Annotated in this window: 20 protein-coding genes; 14 read left to right on the top strand and 6 right to left on the bottom strand. The window is 73.1% G+C overall.

What is annotated here, in order from left to right:
* The first annotated feature begins 4 nt into the window (after positions 1-4).
* From STRNI_RS31565 to cobC, 7 genes are read left to right on the top strand one after another with little or no spacing between them, the layout of a single operon-like run.
* Entirely contained in the window at positions 5-2,131 is a 2,127-nt protein-coding gene (locus STRNI_RS31565) for a putative cobaltochelatase (protein ID WP_277412437.1), read from the top strand.
* The gene (gene cobO, locus STRNI_RS31560; protein WP_018091818.1) at positions 2,131-2,727 is read left to right on the top strand and encodes a cob(I)yrinic acid a,c-diamide adenosyltransferase; all 597 of its coding nucleotides are present in this window, start codon (positions 2,131-2,133) and stop codon (positions 2,725-2,727) included. The genes STRNI_RS31565 and cobO overlap by 1 nt, the downstream gene beginning before the upstream one ends.
* Positions 2,728-2,743: 16 nt before the next feature.
* Positions 2,744-4,153: a cobyrinic acid a,c-diamide synthase CobB gene (locus STRNI_RS31555; RefSeq protein ID WP_277412436.1), complete on the top strand. Its 1,410-nt coding sequence runs from the start codon at positions 2,744-2,746 to the stop codon at positions 4,151-4,153.
* On the top strand, positions 4,150-4,311 hold the full coding sequence (locus tag STRNI_RS31550) for a hypothetical protein (protein ID WP_229838569.1): 162 nt from the start codon (positions 4,150-4,152) through the stop codon (positions 4,309-4,311). Before STRNI_RS31555 ends, STRNI_RS31550 begins: the two co-directional genes overlap by 4 nt.
* Entirely contained in the window at positions 4,308-4,916 is a 609-nt protein-coding gene (locus STRNI_RS31545; RefSeq protein WP_381284507.1) for a cobalamin biosynthesis protein, read from the top strand. Before STRNI_RS31550 ends, STRNI_RS31545 begins: the two co-directional genes overlap by 4 nt.
* Entirely contained in the window at positions 4,913-5,803 is an 891-nt protein-coding gene (locus STRNI_RS31540; protein WP_277412435.1) for a sirohydrochlorin chelatase, read from the top strand. Before STRNI_RS31545 ends, STRNI_RS31540 begins: the two co-directional genes overlap by 4 nt.
* 2 nt (positions 5,804-5,805) lie before the next feature.
* Positions 5,806-6,897 carry an Rv2231c family histidinol phosphate aminotransferase CobC gene (gene cobC, locus STRNI_RS31535; RefSeq protein ID WP_277412434.1) on the top strand — a complete coding sequence of 364 codons (1,092 nt, stop codon included), beginning with the start codon at positions 5,806-5,808 and terminating at the stop codon, positions 6,895-6,897.
* 175 nt (positions 6,898-7,072) lie between these two features.
* On the opposite strand, the gene STRNI_RS31530 is transcribed toward cobC, so the two are convergent.
* Together STRNI_RS31530 and STRNI_RS31525 are read right to left on the bottom strand one after the other, a co-directional pair.
* The gene (locus STRNI_RS31530) at positions 7,073-8,062 is read right to left on the bottom strand and encodes an SCO1860 family LAETG-anchored protein (RefSeq protein WP_277413346.1); all 990 of its coding nucleotides are present in this window, start codon (positions 8,060-8,062) and stop codon (positions 7,073-7,075) included.
* A gap of 287 nt (positions 8,063-8,349) precedes the next feature.
* Positions 8,350-9,441, bottom strand: coding sequence for an amidohydrolase family protein (locus STRNI_RS31525; protein WP_109888948.1), 1,092 nt, complete (start codon positions 9,439-9,441; stop codon positions 8,350-8,352).
* Positions 9,442-10,050: 609 nt separating this feature from the next.
* Between STRNI_RS31525 and ectA the strand changes: the two genes are divergently transcribed.
* The 4 genes from ectA (at position 10,051) to thpD (ending at position 13,479) form a co-directional block, all read left to right on the top strand.
* On the top strand, positions 10,051-10,620 hold the full coding sequence (gene ectA, locus STRNI_RS31520; RefSeq protein ID WP_026170006.1) for a diaminobutyrate acetyltransferase: 570 nt from the start codon (positions 10,051-10,053) through the stop codon (positions 10,618-10,620).
* 136 nt (positions 10,621-10,756) lie between these two features.
* Entirely contained in the window at positions 10,757-12,025 is a 1,269-nt protein-coding gene (gene ectB / locus STRNI_RS31515) for a diaminobutyrate--2-oxoglutarate transaminase (protein WP_018091827.1), read from the top strand.
* 46 nt (positions 12,026-12,071) lie between these two features.
* Entirely contained in the window at positions 12,072-12,488 is a 417-nt protein-coding gene (locus STRNI_RS31510; RefSeq protein WP_018091828.1) for an ectoine synthase, read from the top strand.
* 91 nt (positions 12,489-12,579) lie between these two features.
* The gene (thpD, locus tag STRNI_RS31505) at positions 12,580-13,479 is read left to right on the top strand and encodes an ectoine hydroxylase (protein ID WP_018091829.1); all 900 of its coding nucleotides are present in this window, start codon (positions 12,580-12,582) and stop codon (positions 13,477-13,479) included.
* A gap of 88 nt (positions 13,480-13,567) precedes the next feature.
* On the opposite strand, the gene STRNI_RS31500 is transcribed toward thpD, so the two are convergent.
* Together STRNI_RS31500 and STRNI_RS31495 are read right to left on the bottom strand one after the other, a co-directional pair.
* Complete coding sequence (locus STRNI_RS31500; RefSeq protein ID WP_159490309.1) at positions 13,568-14,629, bottom strand: aminotransferase class V-fold PLP-dependent enzyme; 1,062 nt, start codon at positions 14,627-14,629, stop codon at positions 13,568-13,570.
* A gap of 114 nt (positions 14,630-14,743) precedes the next feature.
* Complete coding sequence (locus tag STRNI_RS31495; RefSeq protein WP_274734852.1) at positions 14,744-15,460, bottom strand: DsbA family oxidoreductase; 717 nt, start codon at positions 15,458-15,460, stop codon at positions 14,744-14,746.
* A 697-nt stretch (positions 15,461-16,157) separates the two neighbouring features.
* Here STRNI_RS31495 and STRNI_RS31490 point away from each other — a divergent pair.
* Both STRNI_RS31490 and STRNI_RS31485 read left to right on the top strand, forming a co-directional pair.
* The gene (locus STRNI_RS31490) at positions 16,158-16,934 is read left to right on the top strand and encodes a helix-turn-helix domain-containing protein (protein WP_277412433.1); all 777 of its coding nucleotides are present in this window, start codon (positions 16,158-16,160) and stop codon (positions 16,932-16,934) included.
* A 49-nt stretch (positions 16,935-16,983) separates the two neighbouring features.
* Positions 16,984-17,673 carry a class I SAM-dependent methyltransferase gene (locus tag STRNI_RS31485; protein WP_159490315.1) on the top strand — a complete coding sequence of 230 codons (690 nt, stop codon included), beginning with the start codon at positions 16,984-16,986 and terminating at the stop codon, positions 17,671-17,673.
* Here STRNI_RS31485 and STRNI_RS31480 read toward each other — a convergent pair.
* Together STRNI_RS31480 and STRNI_RS31475 are read right to left on the bottom strand one after the other, a co-directional pair.
* The gene (locus STRNI_RS31480) at positions 17,615-18,163 is read right to left on the bottom strand and encodes a GNAT family N-acetyltransferase (RefSeq protein WP_277412432.1); all 549 of its coding nucleotides are present in this window, start codon (positions 18,161-18,163) and stop codon (positions 17,615-17,617) included. The genes STRNI_RS31485 and STRNI_RS31480 overlap by 59 nt on opposite strands.
* Positions 18,164-18,168: 5 nt before the next feature.
* Complete coding sequence (locus tag STRNI_RS31475) at positions 18,169-19,719, bottom strand: aldehyde dehydrogenase (NADP(+)) (RefSeq protein ID WP_277412431.1); 1,551 nt, start codon at positions 19,717-19,719, stop codon at positions 18,169-18,171.
* Positions 19,720-19,857: 138 nt separating this feature from the next.
* Between STRNI_RS31475 and STRNI_RS31470 the strand changes: the two genes are divergently transcribed.
* On the top strand, positions 19,858-20,628 hold the full coding sequence (locus tag STRNI_RS31470; protein ID WP_093642835.1) for an IclR family transcriptional regulator: 771 nt from the start codon (positions 19,858-19,860) through the stop codon (positions 20,626-20,628).
* Positions 20,629-20,693 lie beyond the last annotated feature (65 nt).

Raw genomic sequence — 20,693 nt, 5'->3', positions numbered from 1 at the left:
CAGCATGACGACCGCGCACACGACCACGCACGACACGACCCCGCAGTACCCCTTCACCGCAGTGGTCGGGATGGACGATCTGCGGCTCGCGCTGCTGCTGAACGCGGTGAGCCCCGCGGTGGGCGGCGTGCTGGTCCGCGGCGAGAAGGGCACCGCCAAGAGCACCGCCGTCCGGGCGCTGTCGGCGCTGATGCCGGCCGTGGACGTGATCGGCGGCTGCCGCTTCGCCTGCGCCCCGGCCGCGCCCGACCCCGGCTGTCCCGACGGGCCGCACGGGACGGGCGCCGTCGAGGAGCGCCCGACGCGGATGGTCGAACTGCCCGTCGGCGCCTCCGAGGACCGGCTGGTCGGCGCGCTGGACATCGAGCGGGCGCTGTCGGAGGGCGTGAAGGCCTTCGAGCCGGGCCTGCTGGCGGACGCCCACCGCGGGATCCTGTACGTCGACGAGGTCAATCTGCTCCATGACCACCTCGTGGACCTGCTGCTGGACGCGGCCGCCATGGGCGCCTCGTACGTGGAGCGCGAAGGGGTCTCCGTACGACACGCGGCCCGTTTCCTGCTCGTCGGGACGATGAACCCCGAAGAGGGCGAGCTGCGGCCGCAGTTGCTGGACAGGTTCGGGCTGACCGTCGAGGTCGCCGCCTCCCGGGAGCCCGGCCAGCGGGTGGAGGTGGTCCGGCGCCGGCTGGCGTACGACGCCGATCCGGCCGGTTTCGCGGCCCGCTGGGCGGCCGAGGAGGACGCGCTGCGCGGGCGGATCGCCGCGGCCAGGGAGCTGCTGCCGGCGGTGACGCTCGGCGACGCGGCACTCCGGCAGATCGCCGCGACCTGTGCCGCGTTCGAGGTGGACGGGATGCGCGCGGACATCGTGATGGCGCGGACCGCCACGGCGCTGGCCGCCTGGGCGGGGCGGACGGACGTCCTGGAGGAGGACGTCCGTCAGGCGGCGCTGCTGGCGCTGCCGCACCGCCGGCGCCGCAACCCCTTCGACGCCCCCGGCCTGGACGAGGACAAGCTCGATCAGACGCTGGAGGAGTTCGGCGCGGACGAGGGCACGGACGGCGACGACGACCCGGAGCCGGACGGTCCGGACGGCGGTCCCGACGGGGGCGGTCCGGACGGCGGTGGGCACCCGCCGCAGGACGGCGGGCCGGAGGAGTCCCCGCTCCCGCCGGAGGCCGAACTCCCCCACCAGCAGGACCGGGAGGCCCCGCAGCCTCCCCAGGCCCCCGAGAAGCCCGGACAGGCCGAGCAGCCCGAGCCCGGGAGCGCGCCGCAGGGCGGCGCGGCCGGCGAGAAGGCCGCGGTCGGGGCCACCGAGCCGTTCAAGACCCGGCGTCTCGATGTGCCGGGCCTGGGCGAGGGCGCGGACGGCCGCCGCTCCCGTGCCCGTACCGCCCATGGCCGGACGACCGGGGCCCGCCGCCCGCACGGCGCCCTGGGCAAGCTGCATCTGTCGGCGACCGTGCAGGCCGCGGCGCCGCACCAGCGGGCCCGGGGCCGCAGCGGGCGGGGACTGGTGGTGCGCCGGGACGATCTGCGCGAGGCGGTCCGCGAGGGGCGGGAGGGCAATCTGGTCCTGTTCGTCGTGGACGCGTCCGGTTCGATGGCGGCGCGGAAGCGGATGAGCGCGGTCAAGGGCGCGGTGCTCTCGCTGCTGCTGGACGCCTACCAGCGGCGCGACAAGATCGGCCTGATCACCTTCCGCGGCACCGGCGCCGAGCTGGCGCTGCCCCCGACGTCCTCGGTCGAGGCGGGCGCGGCGCGGCTGGAGCAGCTGCCGACGGGGGGCCGTACGCCGCTGTCCGAGGGCCTGCTGAGGGCCCATGAGGTGCTGCGGGTGGAGCGGATGCGGGATGCCTCGCGGCGGCCGCTGCTGGTGGTCGTCACCGACGGCCGGGCGACCGGCGGGCCGGAGCCGGTGGTGCGCGCCGGCCGCGCGGCCCGGCTGCTGGCCGCGGAGGGGACCGCTTCGGTGGTCGTGGACTGTGAGGCGGGTCCGGTGCGGCTGGGTCTCGCGGGCGAGCTGGCCCGTGAGCTGCAGGGCACCGCGATCACCCTCGACGAGCTGCGCGCGGACAGCGTCTCCGCGCTCGTACGGACCGTGCAAGGCAACAGGAAGGCCGCGTAATGCCGCAGGGACAGCCGTCCGTCGTACCGAACGACGGGCTCACCACCCGCCAGCGCCGCAACCGTCCGCTGGTGTTCGTCCACACCGGCCAGGGCAAGGGCAAGTCCACCGCCGCCTTCGGGCTGGCGCTGCGCGCCTGGAACCAGGGCTGGCCGGTCGGGGTGTTCCAGTTCGTGAAGTCGGCGAAGTGGAAGGTCGGCGAGGAGCGGGCGCTGAAGGTGCTCGGTGAGTCCGGTGAGGGCGGCACCGTCGCCTGGCACAAGATGGGCGAGGGCTGGTCCTGGGTGCAGCGCGACATCGCCTCCAGCGAGGACGCGGCGCGCGAGGGCTGGGAGCAGGTCAAGCGGGACCTGGCCGCGGAGACCTACAAGCTGCTGGTGCTGGACGAGTTCGCCTATCCGCTGAAGTGGGGCTGGATCGACACCGACGAGGTCGTGTCGGTGCTGCGCGACCGCCCCGGTACGCAGCATGTCGTCATCACCGGGCGGGGCGCCCCCGAGGCGCTGCTGGACTTCGCCGATCTGGTGACGGACATGACCAAGGTCAAGCACCCGATGGACGAGGGCCAGAAGGGCCAGCGGGGCATCGAATGGTGAACGGGGCGAGCAGGGCATGAGCGGCGGTTCGATCCCCCGGCTGGTGATCGCCGCACCGTCGTCGGGCGCGGGCAAGACCACGGTGGCCACCGGTCTGATGGCGGCGTTCGCCGAGGCCGGTCTCGTGGTGTCACCGCACAAGGTCGGTCCGGACTACATCGATCCGGGTTATCACTCCCTGGCCACCGGCCGTCCCGGCCGCAATCTGGACGCCTATCTGTGCGGTCCTGACCGGATCGCGCCGCTGTTCCTGCACGGTGCGGCGGGCGCCGATCTCGCGCTCGTCGAGGGCGTGATGGGGCTGTTCGACGGGGCGTCCGGGATGGGCGAGCTGTCCTCGACGGCGCATGTGGCGAAGCTGCTGCGGGCGCCGGTGGTGCTGGTGGTGGACGCGTCCTCGCAGTCCCGGTCGGTGGCCGCGCTGGTGCACGGCTTCGCCTCCTGGGATCCGGAGGTGCGGCTGGCCGGGGTGATCCTCAACAAGGTCGGCTCGGACCGCCACGAGGAGCTGCTGCGGGAGGCGATGGACTCCTCCGGTGTGCCGGTGCTGGGCGCCCTGCGCCGTGACGGGCGGGCCGGTACGCCGTCCCGGCACCTGGGCCTGGTGCCGGTCGCCGAGCGGCGGTCCGACGCGGTGGAGTCGGTGGCCGAACTCGCCGCGCGGGTCCGCGAGGGCTGCGACCTGGAGGCGCTGCTGGCGCTGGCCCGTACGGTGCCGGAGCTGCCGGACGCACCCTGGGACCCGGCGGCGGAACTCGCGCCGGCCGAGGAGCCGGCCGAGGGGCCGGCCGCCCCGGAGAAGCCGCTGATCGCCGTCGCGGGCGGCGCCGCGTTCACCTTCTCGTACGCCGAACACGCCGAGCTGCTGGCCGCCGCGGGTGCCGAGGTGGCCCCGTTCGACCCGCTGCGGGACGAACACCTGCCGCCCGGCACGCAGGGGTTGGTGATCGGCGGCGGCTTTCCCGAGGTGTACGCGCCGGATCTGTCGGCGAACGCCCCGCTGCGCGCGGAGGTGGCGGCGCTGGCCGCGTCCGGGGCGCCGGTGTCCGCCGAGTGCGCCGGGCTGCTCTACCTGTCCCGGTCCCTCGACGGGAAGCCGATGTGCGGGGTGCTGCCCGCCGAGGCCCGGATGACCGAACGCCTCACCCTCGGCTACCGCGAGGCGGTGGCGCTGCGGGACAACGCGCTGGCCGCGGCCGGCACCCGGGTGCGCGGCCATGAGTTCCACCGCACGGTGCTGGAGCCGGGCGCGGGCGCGGACCCGGCCTGGGGGCTGACGCATCCGGAGCGGCGGGTGGAGGGCTTCGTGGCCGGCGGGGTGCATGCCTCGTATCTGCATGTGCACTGGGCCGCCGAACCGTCGCTGGCCGGACGGCTGGTGGCGAGCGCGGCACGGAGCACACCGGCCCGGGGCGCCACCCGATGACCCGCGGCACCGGCGGCGGGGCGGCCCGGGCCGGGACGGCCGCGCGCGGCGTCCGCCGGCCGGGTGCGGCGGTCACCGCCGGGCCCGTCGGGCTCACCGCGCGCCTGGAGGGGCGGCACGGCCCGCGCGCCTTCGGCCGGGGAGCCGTCGCGGTATGAGGCACGGGGCACCCGACGGGACCGGCGCTGCTGCCGCGCCGCTGGTCGTCGGGGTGGGGGCGAGCCGCGGTGTCGCGGTGTCCGAGGTGCTGGAGCTGATCGCGGCCGCCCGCGCGGCGGCGGGGTGTACGGCCCGGCCGGTCGTCGCGCTGGCGACGGTCGCGGCCAAGGCGGCGGAGCCCGGTCTGCTCGGCGCGGCGCGACGGCTGGGGGTGCCGTTGCGGTCGTTCCCGGCGGCGGCCCTGGCGGCGGTGCGGGTGCCCGGTCCGTCCACGGCCGCGGCGGCCGCCGTCGGGACTCCGAGCGTGGCCGAGGCGGCGGCGCTGCTGGCCGCGGGCCCGGGCGCGGAACTGGTCGCCGGAAAGCGGAAGTCCGCGCCGCAGGGCCGGCCGGCCCGGGCGACCTGTGCGCTGGCCGGGCCCGCTGTAACGGACAGCGGTGCCCTTACCGCTGGTAGGGAGGGAGCGGCCGCCGACCGCTCTTCCGCTGCGGATATCGTCATGACCTCCCCCAACCCGCCCCGCCATGGCCCGGGTCGGTGGACGGCGGTCGTCGGTGACCCGGCGCCCGGCAGCGGACCCACCGGTACCAAGGAGACCTCGTGACGACCCCTCCCGCACTGCTCATCGCCGGTCACGGCACCCGCGACGAAGGCGGGGCCGACGCCCTGCGCGCGCTGGTGCGTCTGCTCGGCGAGCGCCATCCCGAAGTGCCGGTCGCCGGCGGGTTCTTCGGTGTCCCGGCCTCGCCGCTGCCGCTGGACGACGCCATCGACGGCCTCGTCGGGGAGGGCGCGAACCGGCTCGCCGTCATACCGCTGCTGACCGCCCCGACCGGGCCGGTCCCGGAGGCGCTGCCCGAGGTGCTGGAGCGGGCGGGCGAGCGCCACCCCGGACTCGGCCACGTCTGCGGCACCGAGCTGGGGCCGCACCCCAAGCTGCTCGATGTGCTGGAGCGGCGGCTGGACGAGGCGCTGGGCAGCGGCGCCCGCAGGCCCGCGGACCGGGCCCGCACCACGGTGCTGCTGGTGGGCCGCGGCGCTGCCGATCCGTACGCCAACGCCGAAGTGGTGCGGGCCGCGCGGCTGCTGTGGGAGGGGCGCGGCTTCGCGGGCGTGGAGACCGCGTTCGTTACGCAGGCGGCACCCGACGTCCCGGCCGGCCTCGACCGGTGCCGGGCGCTGGCGGCCGCGGCGGGCACCGGCGGGCCGGCCCGGGTCGTGGTCCTGCCCTACTTCCTCTTCGCCGGCGGCCCGGTGGAGCGGCTGTGGATGCAGGCCGAGGGCTGGGCGGCGGCGCACCCCGACACCGAGGTCTACGCCGCGCAGGTGATCGGGCCGGAGGCCGAGGTGGCCGACGTGGTCATGGAGCGCTACCGCGCGGCGGTGGCGGGCGCGTCGTGCGGGTGCCGGGCGGCGGCGGAGGACGCCCGGCCCGCGCACGGCGCGCCACGGGAGAGCGCCTCCCTGGCCGCGGGCACCGGGGAACGGTGAGCATGCCCCCGCGCACCGGATCCGCACCGCTCCGGGACCCCGGCCCGGCCGCCCCGCCGCACGAACCCGACCTGCGGCACCACGGCGACGCCGAAGTACGGGGCGCCGACGCCGGGCTGACGGATCTGGCGGTCAATGTCCGCACCGGCACTCCCCCGGCCTGGCTCAAGGCGCACATCGCCGCGTCGCTGGACGGTCTCGCCGCGTACCCCGACGGCCGCGCGGCGCGCCGGGCGGTGGCGGCCCGGCACGGTCTGCCCGCGGACCGGGTGCTGCTCACCTCCGGGGCCGCGGAGGCGTTCGTGCTGATCGCGCGCGCGGTGGCGGCCCGGCGGCCGGTGGTGGTGCATCCGCAGTTCACCGAGCCCGAGGCGGCGCTGCGGGACGCCGGTCACGAGGTCGGACGGGTGCTGCTCGACGCCCGGGACGACTTCCGGCTGGACCCGGCCGCGGTGCCCGAGGACGCCGATCTGGTCGTCGTCGGCAACCCCACCAACCCCACCTCGGTCCTGCACCCCGCGGAGGTGCTGGCCTCCTTGGCGCGGCCCGGCCGGACGCTGGTGGTGGACGAGGCGTTCATGGACGCGGTGCCCGGTGAGCGGGCGTCGCTGGCCGGGCGCACGGATCTGCCGGGTCTGGTGGTGCTGCGCAGCCTCACCAAGACCTGGGGGCTGGCCGGGCTGCGGATCGGCTACGTCCTGGCCGCCGCGGACACCGTCGCCGCCCTGGAGCGGGCCCAGCCGCTGTGGCCGGTCTCCAGCCCCGCCCTGGCCGCCGCCGAGGCGTGCTGTACGCCCCGGGCGCTGGCGGAGGCGGCCGCGGCGGCCGAGGAGATCGCCGGGGACCGGGCTCATCTGCTGGCCCGGCTGGGCGAGTTCCGGCAGATCCGGACGGTCGGCCCGGCGGCGGGCCCGTTCGTGCTGATCCGGCTGCCGGACGCGCACGGGGTGCGGGCCGCGCTGCGGGACCGCGGTTTCGCGGTGCGCCGCGGCGACACCTTCCCCGGCCTGGGCCCCGACTGGCTGCGGCTCGCGGTGCGCGACCGGGCCACGACGGACCGCTTCGTGACGGCGCTGGGCGAGGTGCTCGGGTAGGGCGTACCCGGCGTCCTCCCGCGGGCGGACCCCGCCGGGTCCCCCGGCACACCACGCTGCGCGGGGTCCCCGGCGGGGGTGGGGTGTGCCGTACGTTCCGCGGCCCGCACGGCACACCCCGGGCCGTACTCCGCGCGCGACGCCCCCACAGCACCGGCGCGGTGTACGGGGTCGGTCAGCCGCGGCCGCCCTGCGGTGCGGCGCTGCGGCGCTTGCGGGCGAAGACCATCGACCCGGCGCCCGCGGCGAGCAGCAGCGCGGCGCCGCCGGCGAGGTACGGGGTGGCCGAACTGCCGCCGGTCTCCGCGAGGTTCTGGGTGCGGGGCCCGGAGCCCGTCACCTCGGGGTCCTTGCCGCCGGCCGGCTCGGTGCCGCCGCCCGTCTGGCCGCCGCTGGAACCGCCGCTCGTCTGGCCGCCGCTGGTGCCGCCGGAGCCGCCCTGCTCGGGCGCCTTGCCGCGCGGCGTGGTGCAGGTGGCCTTGGCCAGCGTGACCCGGCCCTGCACGTCGGCGACGTTCAGCTTCAGCGGGTTGAGGGAGACGTTGAGGTCGAGCGCGGTGGCCGCGGCGCCCTTGGACGTGACGTTCTTCTTGGACAGGTCGAGCCGCACCCGGCCCACCCCCGGGACCTTGACGTCCGTCGTGCCGCCCGCGGTGAGCGTGACCTTCTTGCCCAGCACCCGCACGCTGCCCAGCACATTCGACTCGGCCCGGGGTCGGGTGCCCGCCTCGCAGACCGCCTTGGCGGTGACCTGCTGGACCTCGATCAGGGACAGCAGCGGCAGACCGGGCAGATGCACCTTCGCCCGCACGACGTTGGCGTAGCCCTCGGCCTTGCGGCGGTCGGCGGTGGCCCGTGCGGTGGCGGCGTCGGCGCGCAGCACGCTGAACGGCCTGCCGTGGTCGATGCCGTCGAGCTTGACGGTGAGCGCGGTCTTGCTGGCGGAGGCCGGGGCGTGCACCTCGTTGAGGGCGACGTTCAGCGGGACGTCGAGCGTCTTGTTGAGCAGCCCGACGTTCACGCCGGTACGCAGCACGACCGCGTCGGCGGTGCCGCGGGCCGGGCCATGGTCTCCGGTGGCATGCGCGGGGACGGCGCCGAGGAGGACGGCGGGACCGGCCGTGAGCGCGGTGGCGACGAGGGTCGCGGCGAGGCGTCGGGGCATGCCGAAGGAGCTGGTGGGACTGGTGGACACGTGTGTGGAACCCTCACAGGAGAAATGGAGCCGCCGGCCGCGCCAATGGGGGACATCACGCGGGCCGACGGCATCGACCCGCACATCGTGTCCGTACCGAGGGTGAACGGGCAGCCACGTGACGTCAGTTCATCCCAAAGGGTGGTTTCCGTGCCTTTATTCGATTCCTCCGACTCGGGGCACCACCCGCGCCACAGCCGCCCCACCTCCCGGGTGACCCGCGTTGACCGGGCAGGTCCACCGGATCACCCCGGCGGCTACCCCACGATCTGCCCTCGCAGCACCACCCGGCGCGGTGCGGCCAGCACCCGGACGTCCTCGCGCGGATCGCTCTCGTAGACCACCAGGTCCGCCGGGGCGCCCTCGGTGAGGCCGGGGCGGCCGAGCCAGTCCCTGGCGCCCCAGGTGGTGGCCGAGAGGGCCGCCACGGCGGGCAGCCCGGCCCGGGTCAGCTCGACGACCTCCTCGGCGACCAGGCCGTGGGCGAGCGAGCCGCCGGCGTCCGTACCGGCGAAGACGGGCACCCCGGCGTCGTAGGCCGCCCGGACGGTGTCGTAGCGGCGGTCGTGCAGGCGCCGCATGTGGTCCGCCCAGCGCGGGAACTTCGCCTCACCGCCGTCCGCGAGCCGCGGGAAGGTGGCGATGTTGACGAGCGTGGGGACGATGGCCACTCCGCGCTCGGCGAACAGCGGGATGGTCTCCTCGGTGAGCCCGGTGGCGTGCTCGATGCAGTCGATACCGGCCTCGACGAGCGGGGCGAGGGTGTCCTCGGCGAAGCAGTGGGCGGTCACCCGGGCGCCCAGCCGGTGAGCCTCGGCGATGGCGGCCTCGACCGCTCCCCGGGGCCAGCAGGCCTCCAGATCGCCCGTGGAGCGGTCGATCCAGTCCCCGACGAGCTTGACCCAGCCGTCACCGCGGCGGGCCTCCCTGGCGACGTAGGCGACCAGGTCCTCCGGCTCGATCTCGTGCGCGTAGTTGCGGATGTAGCGCTTGGTACGGGCGATGTGGCGGCCGGCGCGGATGATCCGCGGCAGGTCCTCGCGGTCGTCGACCCAGCGGGTGTCGGAGGGGGATCCGGCGTCGCGGATCAGCAGGGTGCCGGCGTCACGGTCGGTGAGCGCCTGCTTCTCGCTGGTGGGGGCGTCCACCGGGCCGTGTGCGTCCAGGCCCACGTGGCAGTGGGCGTCGACCAGGCCGGGCAGGGCCCAGCCCGTCACGGTGATGGCATCCCGTGCCATCACCGGCCGGTCGAACGTCACCCGGCCGCCGACCACCCACAGCTCGTCGCGCACCTCGTCCGGTCCGACGAGGACCCTCCCCTTGAGGTGCAGCACCGCACCTTCACTCATGGACGTCATACCGGCACTTTAGGCGTCGCGCCGGACAGGGTGAGCGGGCGGTCACGCCATGGATCGGCCGCTTTCCGCCGGCCGTTTCCCCGGGAACCCGGCGCCCCGCCGGACTTTCGGTCCTCACCGATATCCGCGCACTCTCCGTAGAGCTTCCGCCACCCGCGCCGCACAGTTCTCCGTGCGTTCCCCGCCACTCTCCGTACATTTCCCGCAGCCTTCCCGCACATCGCCTGGCGCATGTTCTTGCGGGTCTTGTCACGGTCACGTCGCGCAGGTTTCCATGGGCCTTCCGCCCGGCCTTCCGGCGGCGAATTCCCAATTCCTCAGAAGTACAGCTTCCCGTATTCTTCTGCCCGCTTTTCCGCAGCTCAAACGCTAAGATTTTGCTAGCGGCAAGTTCCATAATTCGGACGGATCTCATGGGCGTTACGGAGCTGTGACCGACTACACAACGTGTCCGTTTCACCCCGAACCTCCTGGTCAAATGGGGACATCTCGCGGTGGCATCGCGCACCCGGGCGCCCCCGCGCGATAACACATCTTGCTCGCTTCCGTAACCCCTGCCCGCGATGCAATTTCCCTTTTCCCTGGGTAAATTTAATTCCCATGACCGCCGCACAAGCAGACCATGCAGGTGCCCGAAGCGATATCAGAGAATTTCCGGAGGGCTTCAAGCTCGACACCCCACGCGTGGAGGACGGAGCCGCGATCTGGCGCATCGCCCGCGACTCGAAGACGCTGGATCTCAACTCCTCCTACAGCTACCTCCTGTGGTGTCGCGACTTCGCCGCCACCTCCGTCGTCGCCCGCGACACGGAGGGCGAGCCGGCCGCCTTCATCACCGGATACCTCCGCCCCGAGCGCCCGGAGACCCTCGTCGTCTGGCAGGTCGCCGTCGACGACGCGCACCGTGGGCAGGGCCTGGCGGCCGCACTCCTGGACGGGCTGACCGCCCGGGCCAGGGACGAGCTGGGCGTACGTTTCGTCGAGACCACCGTGACACCCGACAACACCGCATCCAACCGGTTGTTCGCGTCCTTCGCCGAGCGGCACTCAGTGCCCCTCAAGAGCGAGGTGCTCTTCGACGCGGGGCTGTTCCCGGAGCAGGGCCACGAGCCGGAGGTGCTGCACCTCATCGGCCCGTTCGAGCCACCGGCCGGCACGGGGCACTCCTGACGCACCCAGGACCGCGCGGCGACGACGCCGCAGCGGTCATGCGGGACCCGGCACCACACCCCCGTGACACCGCCGGGACCGCCCAGCCCCCTACAGACTTCTCATCCTTTCGCCACTCATCTCCCAGGAGCATGCTGTGACCATCACCCAGCCCGATCTGAGCGTCTTCGAGACCGTGGAGTCGGAGGTCCGCAGCTACTGCCGTAGCTGGCCCACCGTCTTCGACCGTGCGCAGGGCAGCCGCATGACCGACGAGGACGGCCACACCTACCTCGACTTCTTCGCCGGGGCCGGATCGCTCAACTACGGCCACAACAACCCGGTCCTCAAACGCGCCCTGATCGACTACATCGAGCGGGACGGCGTCACCCACGGCCTGGACATGTCCACCACGGCCAAGCGGGCGTTCCTGGAGTCGTTCCAGAACATCATCCTGCGGCCGCGTGACCTGCCCTACAAGGTCATGTTCCCGGGCCCGACGGGCGCCAACTCCGTCGAGGCCGCGCTGAAGCTCGCCCGTAAGGTCAAGGGCCGCGAGTCGATCGTGTCCTTCACCAACGCCTTCCACGGCATGTCCCTGGGCGCGCTGGCCGTCACCGGTAACTCCATGAAGCGCGCCGGCGCCGGTATCCCGCTGGTGCACGGCACCCCGATGCCGTTCGACAACTACCTCGACGGCACCTACCCGGACTTCCTGTGGTTCGAGCGGCTGCTGGAGGACCAGGGCTCCGGTCTGAACACCCCCGCCGCCGTGATCGTCGAGACGGTCCAGGGCGAGGGCGGCATCAACGTCGCCCGTCCCGAGTGGCTGCGTGCCCTCGCCGACCTGTGTGAGCGCTGGGACATGCTGCTCATCGTCGACGACATCCAGATGGGTTGCGGCCGTACGGGTGCCTTCTTCTCCTTCGAGGAGGCGGGCATCGTGCCGGACATCGTCACCGTCTCGAAGTCCATCAGCGGCTACGGCCTGCCGCTCGCGCTCACCCTGTTCAAGCCTGAGCTGGACATCTGGGAGCCGGGCGAGCACAACGGCACCTTCCGCGGCAACAACCCGGCGTTCGTCACCGCCGCCGCGACGCTGGACACCTACTGGGCCGACGGCCAGATGGAGAAGCAGACTCTCGCCCGCGGTGAGATCGTCGAAGCACACCTCAAGGCCATTGCCGAGGAGCACCCGGACGCCATCGCCGAGTACCGCGGCCGCGGTCTGGTGTGGGGCATGGAGCTCAACGACAAGCCCACCGCCGACAAGATCGCCAAGCGCGCCTTCGAGCTGGGTCTGCTGATCGAGACCTCCGGCCCGGAGAGCGAGGTCGTCAAGCTGCTGCCCGCGCTGACGACCACCCCCGAGGAGCTGGACGAGGGACTCCGGATCCTCGCCCGCGCGGTCCGCGACTGCGTCTGACCACTCCAGAGCCCCTTACCGTTCCACAGAAAGGCACCGAGTCACCGTGATCGTCCGATCCTTCAAGGACATCGAAGGCACCGACCGCCACGTCAAGGCCAAGTCCGGCACCTGGGAGAGCAAGCGCATCGTGCTCGCCAAGGAGCGCGTCGGTTTCTCGCTGCACGAGACCACCCTGTACGCCGGGACCGAGACGTCGATGTGGTACGCGAACCACATCGAGGCCGTACTCTGCGTAGAGGGTGAGGCCGAGCTCACGAACGACGAGACCGGCGAGAAGTACACCATCACGCCGGGCACGATGTACCTGCTCGACGGGCACGAGAAGCACACCATGCGGATCAAGGAGGACTTCCGCTGCGTGTGTGTCTTCAACCCGCCCGTCACCGGCCGCGAGGACCACGACGAGAACGGGGTCTACCCGCTTCTCACCGAACCGGAGTCTGAGCCCGAGACGGTCTGAGGCCATCCGCCTGCCCCGTCCGGCAGCGCTGAGGAAGGCACGCACGCGCACGTAAGCCAGATTCCGTACGAGAGGAGAGGAAGGCAACACCATGACCACCGCACCCGAGCGCACCGCCGACCTGTACCCGACCCGTGGGACCGCTGAGGTCATCACCCCGCGGAAGGACCCGGTGGTGTGGTCGCAGCCCGGAACGGCCGGCCCCTTCGAGCCGTCCGAGCTGAGCGACTTCGAACGCGACGGCTTTTTCGCCATCGGGGAACTGCTCACGGCGGAAGAAGTCGCGGTGTACCGCGCCGAACTGGACCGTCTCGTCCTCGACCCCACGATGCGCGCCGACCCGCGCTCCATCGTCGAGCCGAAGTCACAGGACGTACGGACCGTGTTCGAGGTGCACAAGATCAGCGAGGTGTTCGCCAAGCTGGTCTCCGACCCGCGCGTGGTCGGCCGTGCCCGTCAGATTCTCGGCTCGGACGTCTATGTCCACCAGTCGCGGATCAATGTGAAGCCGGGCTTCGGTGCCTCCGGCTTCTACTGGCACTCGGACTTCGAGACCTGGCACGCCGAGGACGGACTGCCGAACATGCGCACCGTGTCGGTCTCGATAGCGCTGACGGAGAATTACGACACCAACGGCGGCTTGATGATCATGCCCGGCTCGCACGAGTACTTCGTGGGCTGCGAGGGTGCGACGCCGAAGGACAACTACAAGCGGTCGCTGCAGATGCAGGACGCGGGCATCCCGTCGGACGAGGTGCTCACGAAGATGGCGGACAAGCACAGCATCCGTCTCTTCACCGGTAAGGCCGGCTCGGCGACGTGGTTCGACTGCAACGCCATGCACGGCTCGGGCGACAACATCACGCCCTACCCGCGCAGCAATGTCTTCATCGTCTTCAACAGCGTGGAGAACGCTGCGGTGGAGCCGTTCGCGGCACCGGTCCGGCGCCCGGAGTACATCGGGGCCCGCGACTTCACTCCGGTGCGTTAGGGGACACTCGCACCGGTGGCGCGGCCGCCGCACAGCTGGTCTGTGCGGCGGCCGCGCCGTGTTGTACGGCCGGTACGGCGGACCGGTCCTACCTCAGCAGGGCCAGCAACCGGTCCACGTCGTCCGTCGAGTTGTAGAGGTGGAAGGCCGCGCGGAGCAGCCCGCCGCGCACCGAGACCCGCACCCCTGCCTCGGCCAGCCGGTGCTCGGCGTCCGCGATCCCGGGGGTGGAGACGATCGCCGAACCGGGCGCGGGCCGGGGCGTCAGACCGCGCTCGGCCAGCCCCGCGCGGTAGTACTCGGCGAGTGCGGTGTCGTGGGCGTGGATGGCGGACACGCCCAGCTCCCCGAGGAGACCGAGGGACTGTTCGGCGCCGACGTAGGAGAAGTGGGCGTGCGGCTCGTCGAAGCGCCGGGCGGTGGCGGCCGGCTGGATCAGCCCGTAGTTGGACTCGCCGATGTCCTCGCCGGCGACCCAGCCCGCATGGAGCGCGGCCGGCCACTCCTCGCCCCGCCCGAAGTCCCCGCCGAACGCCATGAACGTCGTCCCGCGCGGGCACAGCAGCCACTTGAAGGCCCCGGCGACCACGAAGTCGAAGTCCGCGGCGCGCAGCGGCAGCCAGCCGGCGGCCTGGGTGATGTCGAGGTAGGTGCGCGCCCCGTGGGCCGCCGCCGCCTCGCGGACCGCCGCCATATCGGCGATCCGGCCGTCCAGCGACTGCACGGCGCTGAAGGCGACCAGCGCGGTGCCGGGGCGCACCGCATCGGCGAGCGCCTCCAGCGGCACGGTACGCAGCTTGATGCCGGGGTGGGCGGCGAGCGGATTGACCAGGGAGCTGAAGTCGCCCTCGGGGGCCAGCACTTCGGCGCCCTCCGGGAGCGAGGCCGCCACGAACGCGGACTGCACCGCGACCGAGCTGCCGACGGCCACCCGCTCGGCGGGGAGGTCCATCAGCCGGGCGAAGGCGGCGCGGGAGGCCGTGGTGGCGGCGAGGTAGTCGCGGCCCATCGTGCCGTAGGAGGCGGACTCGTCGATGGCCGCGCGCAGGGCGTCGGCGGCGCGGCGCGGAAGGAGTCCGGACGAGGCGGAGTTCAGATAGGTCGTCTCGGGCGCGAATTCGGCCCCGCCGAGTGGCTCACGTCGATGCATGTCCCCACTCTGCTCGGCACCTCGCGCCACGTCCATGGCGACTTTGCTCGGCCGGCCCGCAACGGTTCCTTATCGGCGCAGGTCACACCGGGTGCGGCCGGACCGGCCCCGGTCTCACTTCCCGGGCACGGCGCACCCGTCGTCCCCGCACACCGGGGCCGCACCGGCCTCGTCACCGGCGGGCTGTGACGGCTCGGCACCGTCGGCGTACGCCCGCTCCAGGGCCTCCCGGAAGACCTCCGCGGGCTGCCCGCCCGAGATGCCGTACCGGCGGTCGATGACGAAGAACGGCACGCCCGTGGCGCCCAGCTCCGCGGCCTCGCGCTCCTCGGCCCGTACCTCCCGCGCATACGCCCCGGGGTCGGCCAGCACTCGGGCAACCTCGTCCGCGGGCAGCCCCGCGCCGACGGCGATCTCACGGAGCACGGCGGGGTCACCGAGCAGCCTGGCCTCGGCGAAGTTGGCGCGGTAGAAGGCGTCCAGCAGCGCCTCCTGGACGCCGTGCGCCCTGCCGAGGTGCAGCAGCCGGTGCAGGTCGAAGGTGTTCCCGTGGATCCGGTCGGAGCGGTAGTCCAGCCCCTCCCCCGCCGCCGCGTCGGCGACGCGCGCCTCCATCGCCTCGGCCTGCGCACGGCTCACGCCGTACTTCGTGGCGAGCATGTCCAGCACCGGGACGTCGGTGGCGGCCGGCGCCTTCGGATCCAGCTCGAAGGAGCGGTGCACCACCTCGACCTCGTCGCGGTGCGCAAAGGCGGCGAGCCCGGCCTCGAAGCGGGCCTTGCCGATGTAGCACCAGGGGCAGGCGATGTCGGACCAGATTTCGACGCGCATGAGCTGACTTTCCTCAAGGTGGGTGTGTGGTGGTGAAACCTTGGGGGTGGGGGCGGTATTCCCGCTCGGGACGCGCGGCCTTCGCGTACCGCCCGGATCAAGCATGTGCCGATCTTGCGCTTCCTCGTGGCTCTGTCGTGGGGGACGGGGGAAGGGCTTCCTGAGCCCGCACACAGCGGGGGCATCCGCACGGGGGCCAGACTCCCGATGCCTCCGGGCCGAGGGACCTGTCAGCACCGTCGGCCGGGTACGTGACCGCGGCCCCCCAGGTCCTGCCGGAGTCGCGGGAGACGCGCACGGTCATGGTCATGGGCGGTTCCCCACGTGGTCACGGTGGTTCCGGAGCCGCACGTTCGCGTCCGTCGCGGCGGACAGATCACCGCGTTCGCGCGCTTCCCTGCGCTGCACGGCGAGGGCGACGCAGACGGCGCAGCCCTCCACGGGGGTGGGTTGGAGCTCTGGCAGCGAAAGGGAAACCGCTGCGCCGACACCGCCTCCGGGTGCCCCAGAATTGCCGTTGGCCATGTGCTCCGCCTCTCCTCGACCGTTTCTCGGTGCTTCGATGGTCGCGGCGTGCAAGGGACATCACGACGACGCTTGGGGCGTCACCGGGGCGTCACTCGGAACCGTGCCAACGACACCTGGGTGGGCGTCAAACCGGTGTCATTCGACGGTGATTCGGTCTAGCTTTGACGTCATGACGACGACTGCTGTGGTGCCGAATGATGTGCTGCGGGCCGTGCGGCTGGGGCTGCGCATGAGTCAGGACGAGTTAGCGACCGCGCTACGGCGCGCGGGCGCCGAGCTGGGAGAGCCCAACGAGGCGTCAAAACGCTTGGTACAGCGCTGGGAAGCCGGTGTCAGCAGGACGCCGAGGGGCGTGTACGCACGGGCCCTGGAGCGGGTGACGGGCCGCCCCGTGGAGGCCCTCGGATTCTCCCTGCCGGTACCGATGGCACGGGTTCACGCAGACGGGAAAGGAGGGCACGACATGGATGCCGGGGGCGAAAGCACCGCTGTGGTCGTGGATCCGCAGCATGCCGCGCGGCCGGGCACGGAGTCGTTCACCGGCGTGTGGCTCAGCCGGTACGAGTTCTACTCCTCCAGCCGGGACGCCACGTACGAGGGCAGGCACTACGTGGTGATCGTGCAGCACGGAAACCGGCTGACCGCCCAGAGCCTGCCCGGTGCGAGCAGCAATCCGGACAGCCCGCTCACACTGGACCTCACCGTGGACCGGAACGTCATCACCGGTTCATGGGTGGAGCAGACGGCCGCCGACGGCTACTACAACGGCGCTCGCTACCACGGCGCCGTGCAGATGCTGGTCGAGCCGACCGGCCGCCGCATGACCGGCAAGTGGGTCGGCTTCGGCAAGGAATTCGACGTGAACACGGGTCCTTGGGAACTGCGCCTGGTGGACCGCTCGACCAGCAAGGCCGCGTTGGCGCAGTACAGCACTCCGCCCGAGTGACCCCGTAGCTCCGCGGGGTGGCCGGCTGTCCGGTGGGTACGGTCCCCGCATGACCTCGTCACAGGGATTTCTCGGGTTCTGGGAGACGACCGGGTCCGCCAAGACCTTCACTCATCCGCTCGACCCGGCGCTGCTGGATGCGTATGTGCCGCGGAGCGCGCGGGTGCTGGACTACGGCTGTGGTTACGGGCGGCTGACCGCCGAGCTGGCCGGGCTCGGGTATGGCGCGGTGTGTGGGGTGGATGTCTCGGCGGCGCTGATCGCGCGGGGGGAGCGGGAGCATCCGGAGCTGGAGCTGCTGCGCTGTCCCGGTTTTCCGCTGCCGTTCGAGGACGGTGCCTTCGATGCGGCGCTGCTGTTCGCGGTGCTCACCTGTGTTCCCCGGGACGCGGACCAGACGGCGATCGTCGGGGAGCTGGGGAGGGTGGTGCGGCCCGGTGGGGTGCTGTATCTGAGCGATGTGCCGTTGCAGGGTGATGCGCTCAACCGGGAGCGGTATGCGCGGTTCGCGGAACGGTACGGGACGTACGGGGTGTTCGAGACGCCCGACGGCGGGGTGTTCCGGCACCATCCGCCGGAGCGGCTGCGGGGGCTGGTGCGAGAGGCGGGCTTCTCGGTGCTGAAGGAGCGGGCGGGGTCGGTGGCCACGCTGGACGGGCGGACGGCCGAGCGGCTGCAGCTCATCGCCCGGCGGGAGCCGGCGGCGTCTGCGCCGTCGCCAGGTCCAGCGTCAGGGTGAGATGGGTGGCGTCCGGGGCGGGGCGGCGGTCCGGGTCGGGGCGCCAGCCGAGGCGGGTGTAGAAGGCGCGGGCGCGGTGGTTGTGCCAGAGGACGTCGAGGGCGGCCCGGGAGATGCCGGCCGCGTGCCAGGCCCGTAAGCAGGCGTGGTGCAGGGCCAGGCCGACGCCGGTGCCCCAGTGGCCGGGGTCGACATGGAGCTGGTGGAGGGTGACGGCCGGTGGGTGGCCGGCGCGGTGGCGGTAGGAGGCCGCGCCGACCACGGTGCCGTGCCGGGCGGCGCAGAGCGCGGAGGTGTCGTCCCGGGCCAGGTCGTGGGACCAGGCGTCGTGCCAACGGGCCTGTTCGGCGGGGAGGTCGAAGGGCGCGTCCGGGAAGCGGGCGCGGTGGTAGGCGGCGCGGGCCCCGGTGTGCAGGGCGGCGATCGCGGCCAGGTCCGCGGCGGTCGCGGCGCGGACCCGGAGTGCGGCCTCGTCGGGGGCGGGGCGCACGGTCGCTACGCGCCCTCGGCGCGGCCGTCGACCCGGCGCGGCAGACCGAGCGGATTGTCCTCGCGCAGTTCGGGCGGCAGCAGCGCCGGCGGGGTGTCCTGGTAGGCGACCGGGCGCAGCCAGCGTTCGACGGCGCTGCCGCCGACGGAGGTGGAGGTGGAGGTGGTCGCCGGGTAGGGGCCGCCGTGGTGCTGGGCGGGGGCGACCGCGACACCGGTCGGCCAGCCGTTGACGACCACCCGTCCGGCGAGCGGGGTGACCTGGGCCAGCAGCCGGGCACCGCGGCCCGCCTCATCGGTCCCGGCGCTCTCCGCCTCGCCGAGCTGCAGGGTCGCGGAGAGGTTGCCGGGCAGCCGGGCGAGTACGGCGCCGATCTCGGCCTCGTCGGTGTAGCGGGCGACGACGGTGACCGGGCCGAAGCACTCCTCCAGGAGGAGGTCGTGCGGCCCTTCGGTGGCCAGACTGTCGGCGGGGACGGCGAGGAAGCCGGCGCTGACGGTGTGCTCGCCGCCCGCGCCGGGGGTCACCGGCGCCTCGACGCCAGGGAGCGCGGCGCGGGTGCGGATCCCGTCGAGGAACGCCTCCCGCATCCGGTGATCGAGCAGCACCCCGGCCTCGGTGTCGCTGACCGCGGCGGTCAGCGCCTTCAGCAGCCGGTCGCCCTTCTCCCCGTCGGGCGCCAGGACCAGGCCCGGCTTGACGCAGAACTGGCCGACGCCGAGGGTCATCGCCCCGGCCAGCCCGGCACCGATCTGCTCGGCGCGCTCGGCGGCCGCGGCCTCGGTGATCACGACGGGGTTGAGGCTGCCCAGCTCGCCGTGGAAGGGGATCGGGTGCGGGCGGGACGCGGCCGCGTCGTACAGGGCACGGCCGCCGCGGACCGAGCCGGTGAAGCCGGCCGCGGTGATCAGCGGATGGCGCACCAGGTCGATACCGGCCTGGAAGCCGTGCACCAGGTTGACCACGCCCTCGGGCAGGCCGACCTCCCTGGCGGCGCGGCGCAGCAGCGCGGCACACAGCTCGGAGGTGGCCGGATGGTCCGGGTGTGCCTTGACGACCACCGGGCAGCCGGCCGCGAGGGCGCTCGCGGTGTCGCCGCCGGGTACCGAGAAGGCGAGCGGGAAGTTGCTGGCGGAGTAGACCGCGACCGCGCCCAGCGGGATCTTGTAGCGGCGCAGGTCGGGCCGGGGCGGGGTGAGGGCGGGGTCGGCGTGGTCGATCAGGACGTCGAGGAACGCGCCCTCCTGCACCAGCTCCGCGAAGGCCCGCAACTGGTAGGTGGTGCGGGCGAGTTCGCCGGTGAGCCGGCCGGGGCCGAGCGCGGTCTCGGCGTCGGCGGCCTCGATGACCGCGTCACCCGCCTCGTCGAGCAGATCGGCGGCGCGGCGCAGCAGGGCGGCGCGTACGGTGCGGTCGGCCAGCGCGCCCCGGGCGGCATGTGCCGTGCGGACCGCGGTGTCCACCTCTTCGGCTGTGGCTTCCACCGCAACCTGTTCCCGCTGCTTCCCGGTCCGGGGGTCGACACTCCAGACTGGTGCTGCTGCTGTCGCTGCCACCGTGCATTCCTCCCGGGCGATGCTGCCGAGTCGTTCCGCGCCTTGCCGCACACCGGATCACGTTCGATATGCTGAACGCTGTCCCAGATGATGAACAACTGGGACTCTATGGCGGTCCGAACAGAGGGGTCAAGGGCGATGTCAGCTGCCGATACCGGTGGATCGCAGGTCAAATCCGCCGTGCGGACGGTCGAATTGCTCGAGTACTTCGCGGGCCGTCCCGGTATGCACAGCCTGGCCTCCGTCCAGGAAGCGGTCGGCTACCCGAAGTCCAGCCTCTACATGCTGCTGCGCACCCTCGTCGACCTGGGCTGGGTCGAGACCGACGCGACCGGCACCCGCTACGGCATCGGGGTGCGCGCACTGCTCGTCGGCACCTCGTACATCGACGGCGACGAGGTGGTGGCCGCGGCCCGCCCGACGCTGGACCGGCTCTCCGACGACACCACCGAGACCATCCACCTCGCCCGGCTCGACGGCACCAATGTCGTCTACCTCGCGACCCGTCAGTCGCAGCACTATCTGCGCCCCTTCACCCGCGTCGGGCGGCGGCTGCCCGCGCACTCCACCTCGCTGGGCAAGGCGCTGCTCGCCACGTACACCGACGAGCAGGTCCGGACGATGTTGCCGCCCACCCTCGACCGGCTGACCGAGCACACCCTCACCGACCGCGAGCAGCTGATCGAGGAGCTGCACACCGTGCGCGAACAGGGCTTTGCGGTCGACCGCGAGGAGAACACGCTGGGCCTGCGCTGCTTCGGCGTCGCCATCCCCTACCGCACCCCGGCGCGGGACGCGATCAGCTGCTCGGTGCCGGTGGCCCGGCTGACCCCGGGGCACGAGCAGATGATCAAGGACGCTCTGTTCGACGCCCGCGACCGGCTGGCGCTGGCCACCCGGCGCCTGTGAGGCGGCCCCACAGGACCGGTTGAGCGCCCCCTCCCCCGTACGGCGGAGGGGGATCGTCATCGGGA

Source organism: Streptomyces nigrescens (assembly GCF_027626975.1).
Lineage (GTDB): Bacteria > Actinomycetota > Actinomycetes > Streptomycetales > Streptomycetaceae > Streptomyces > Streptomyces nigrescens.
The sequence above is the reverse complement of the archived record's forward strand: the minus strand, read 5'-3'. Positions and strand labels throughout refer to the sequence as shown.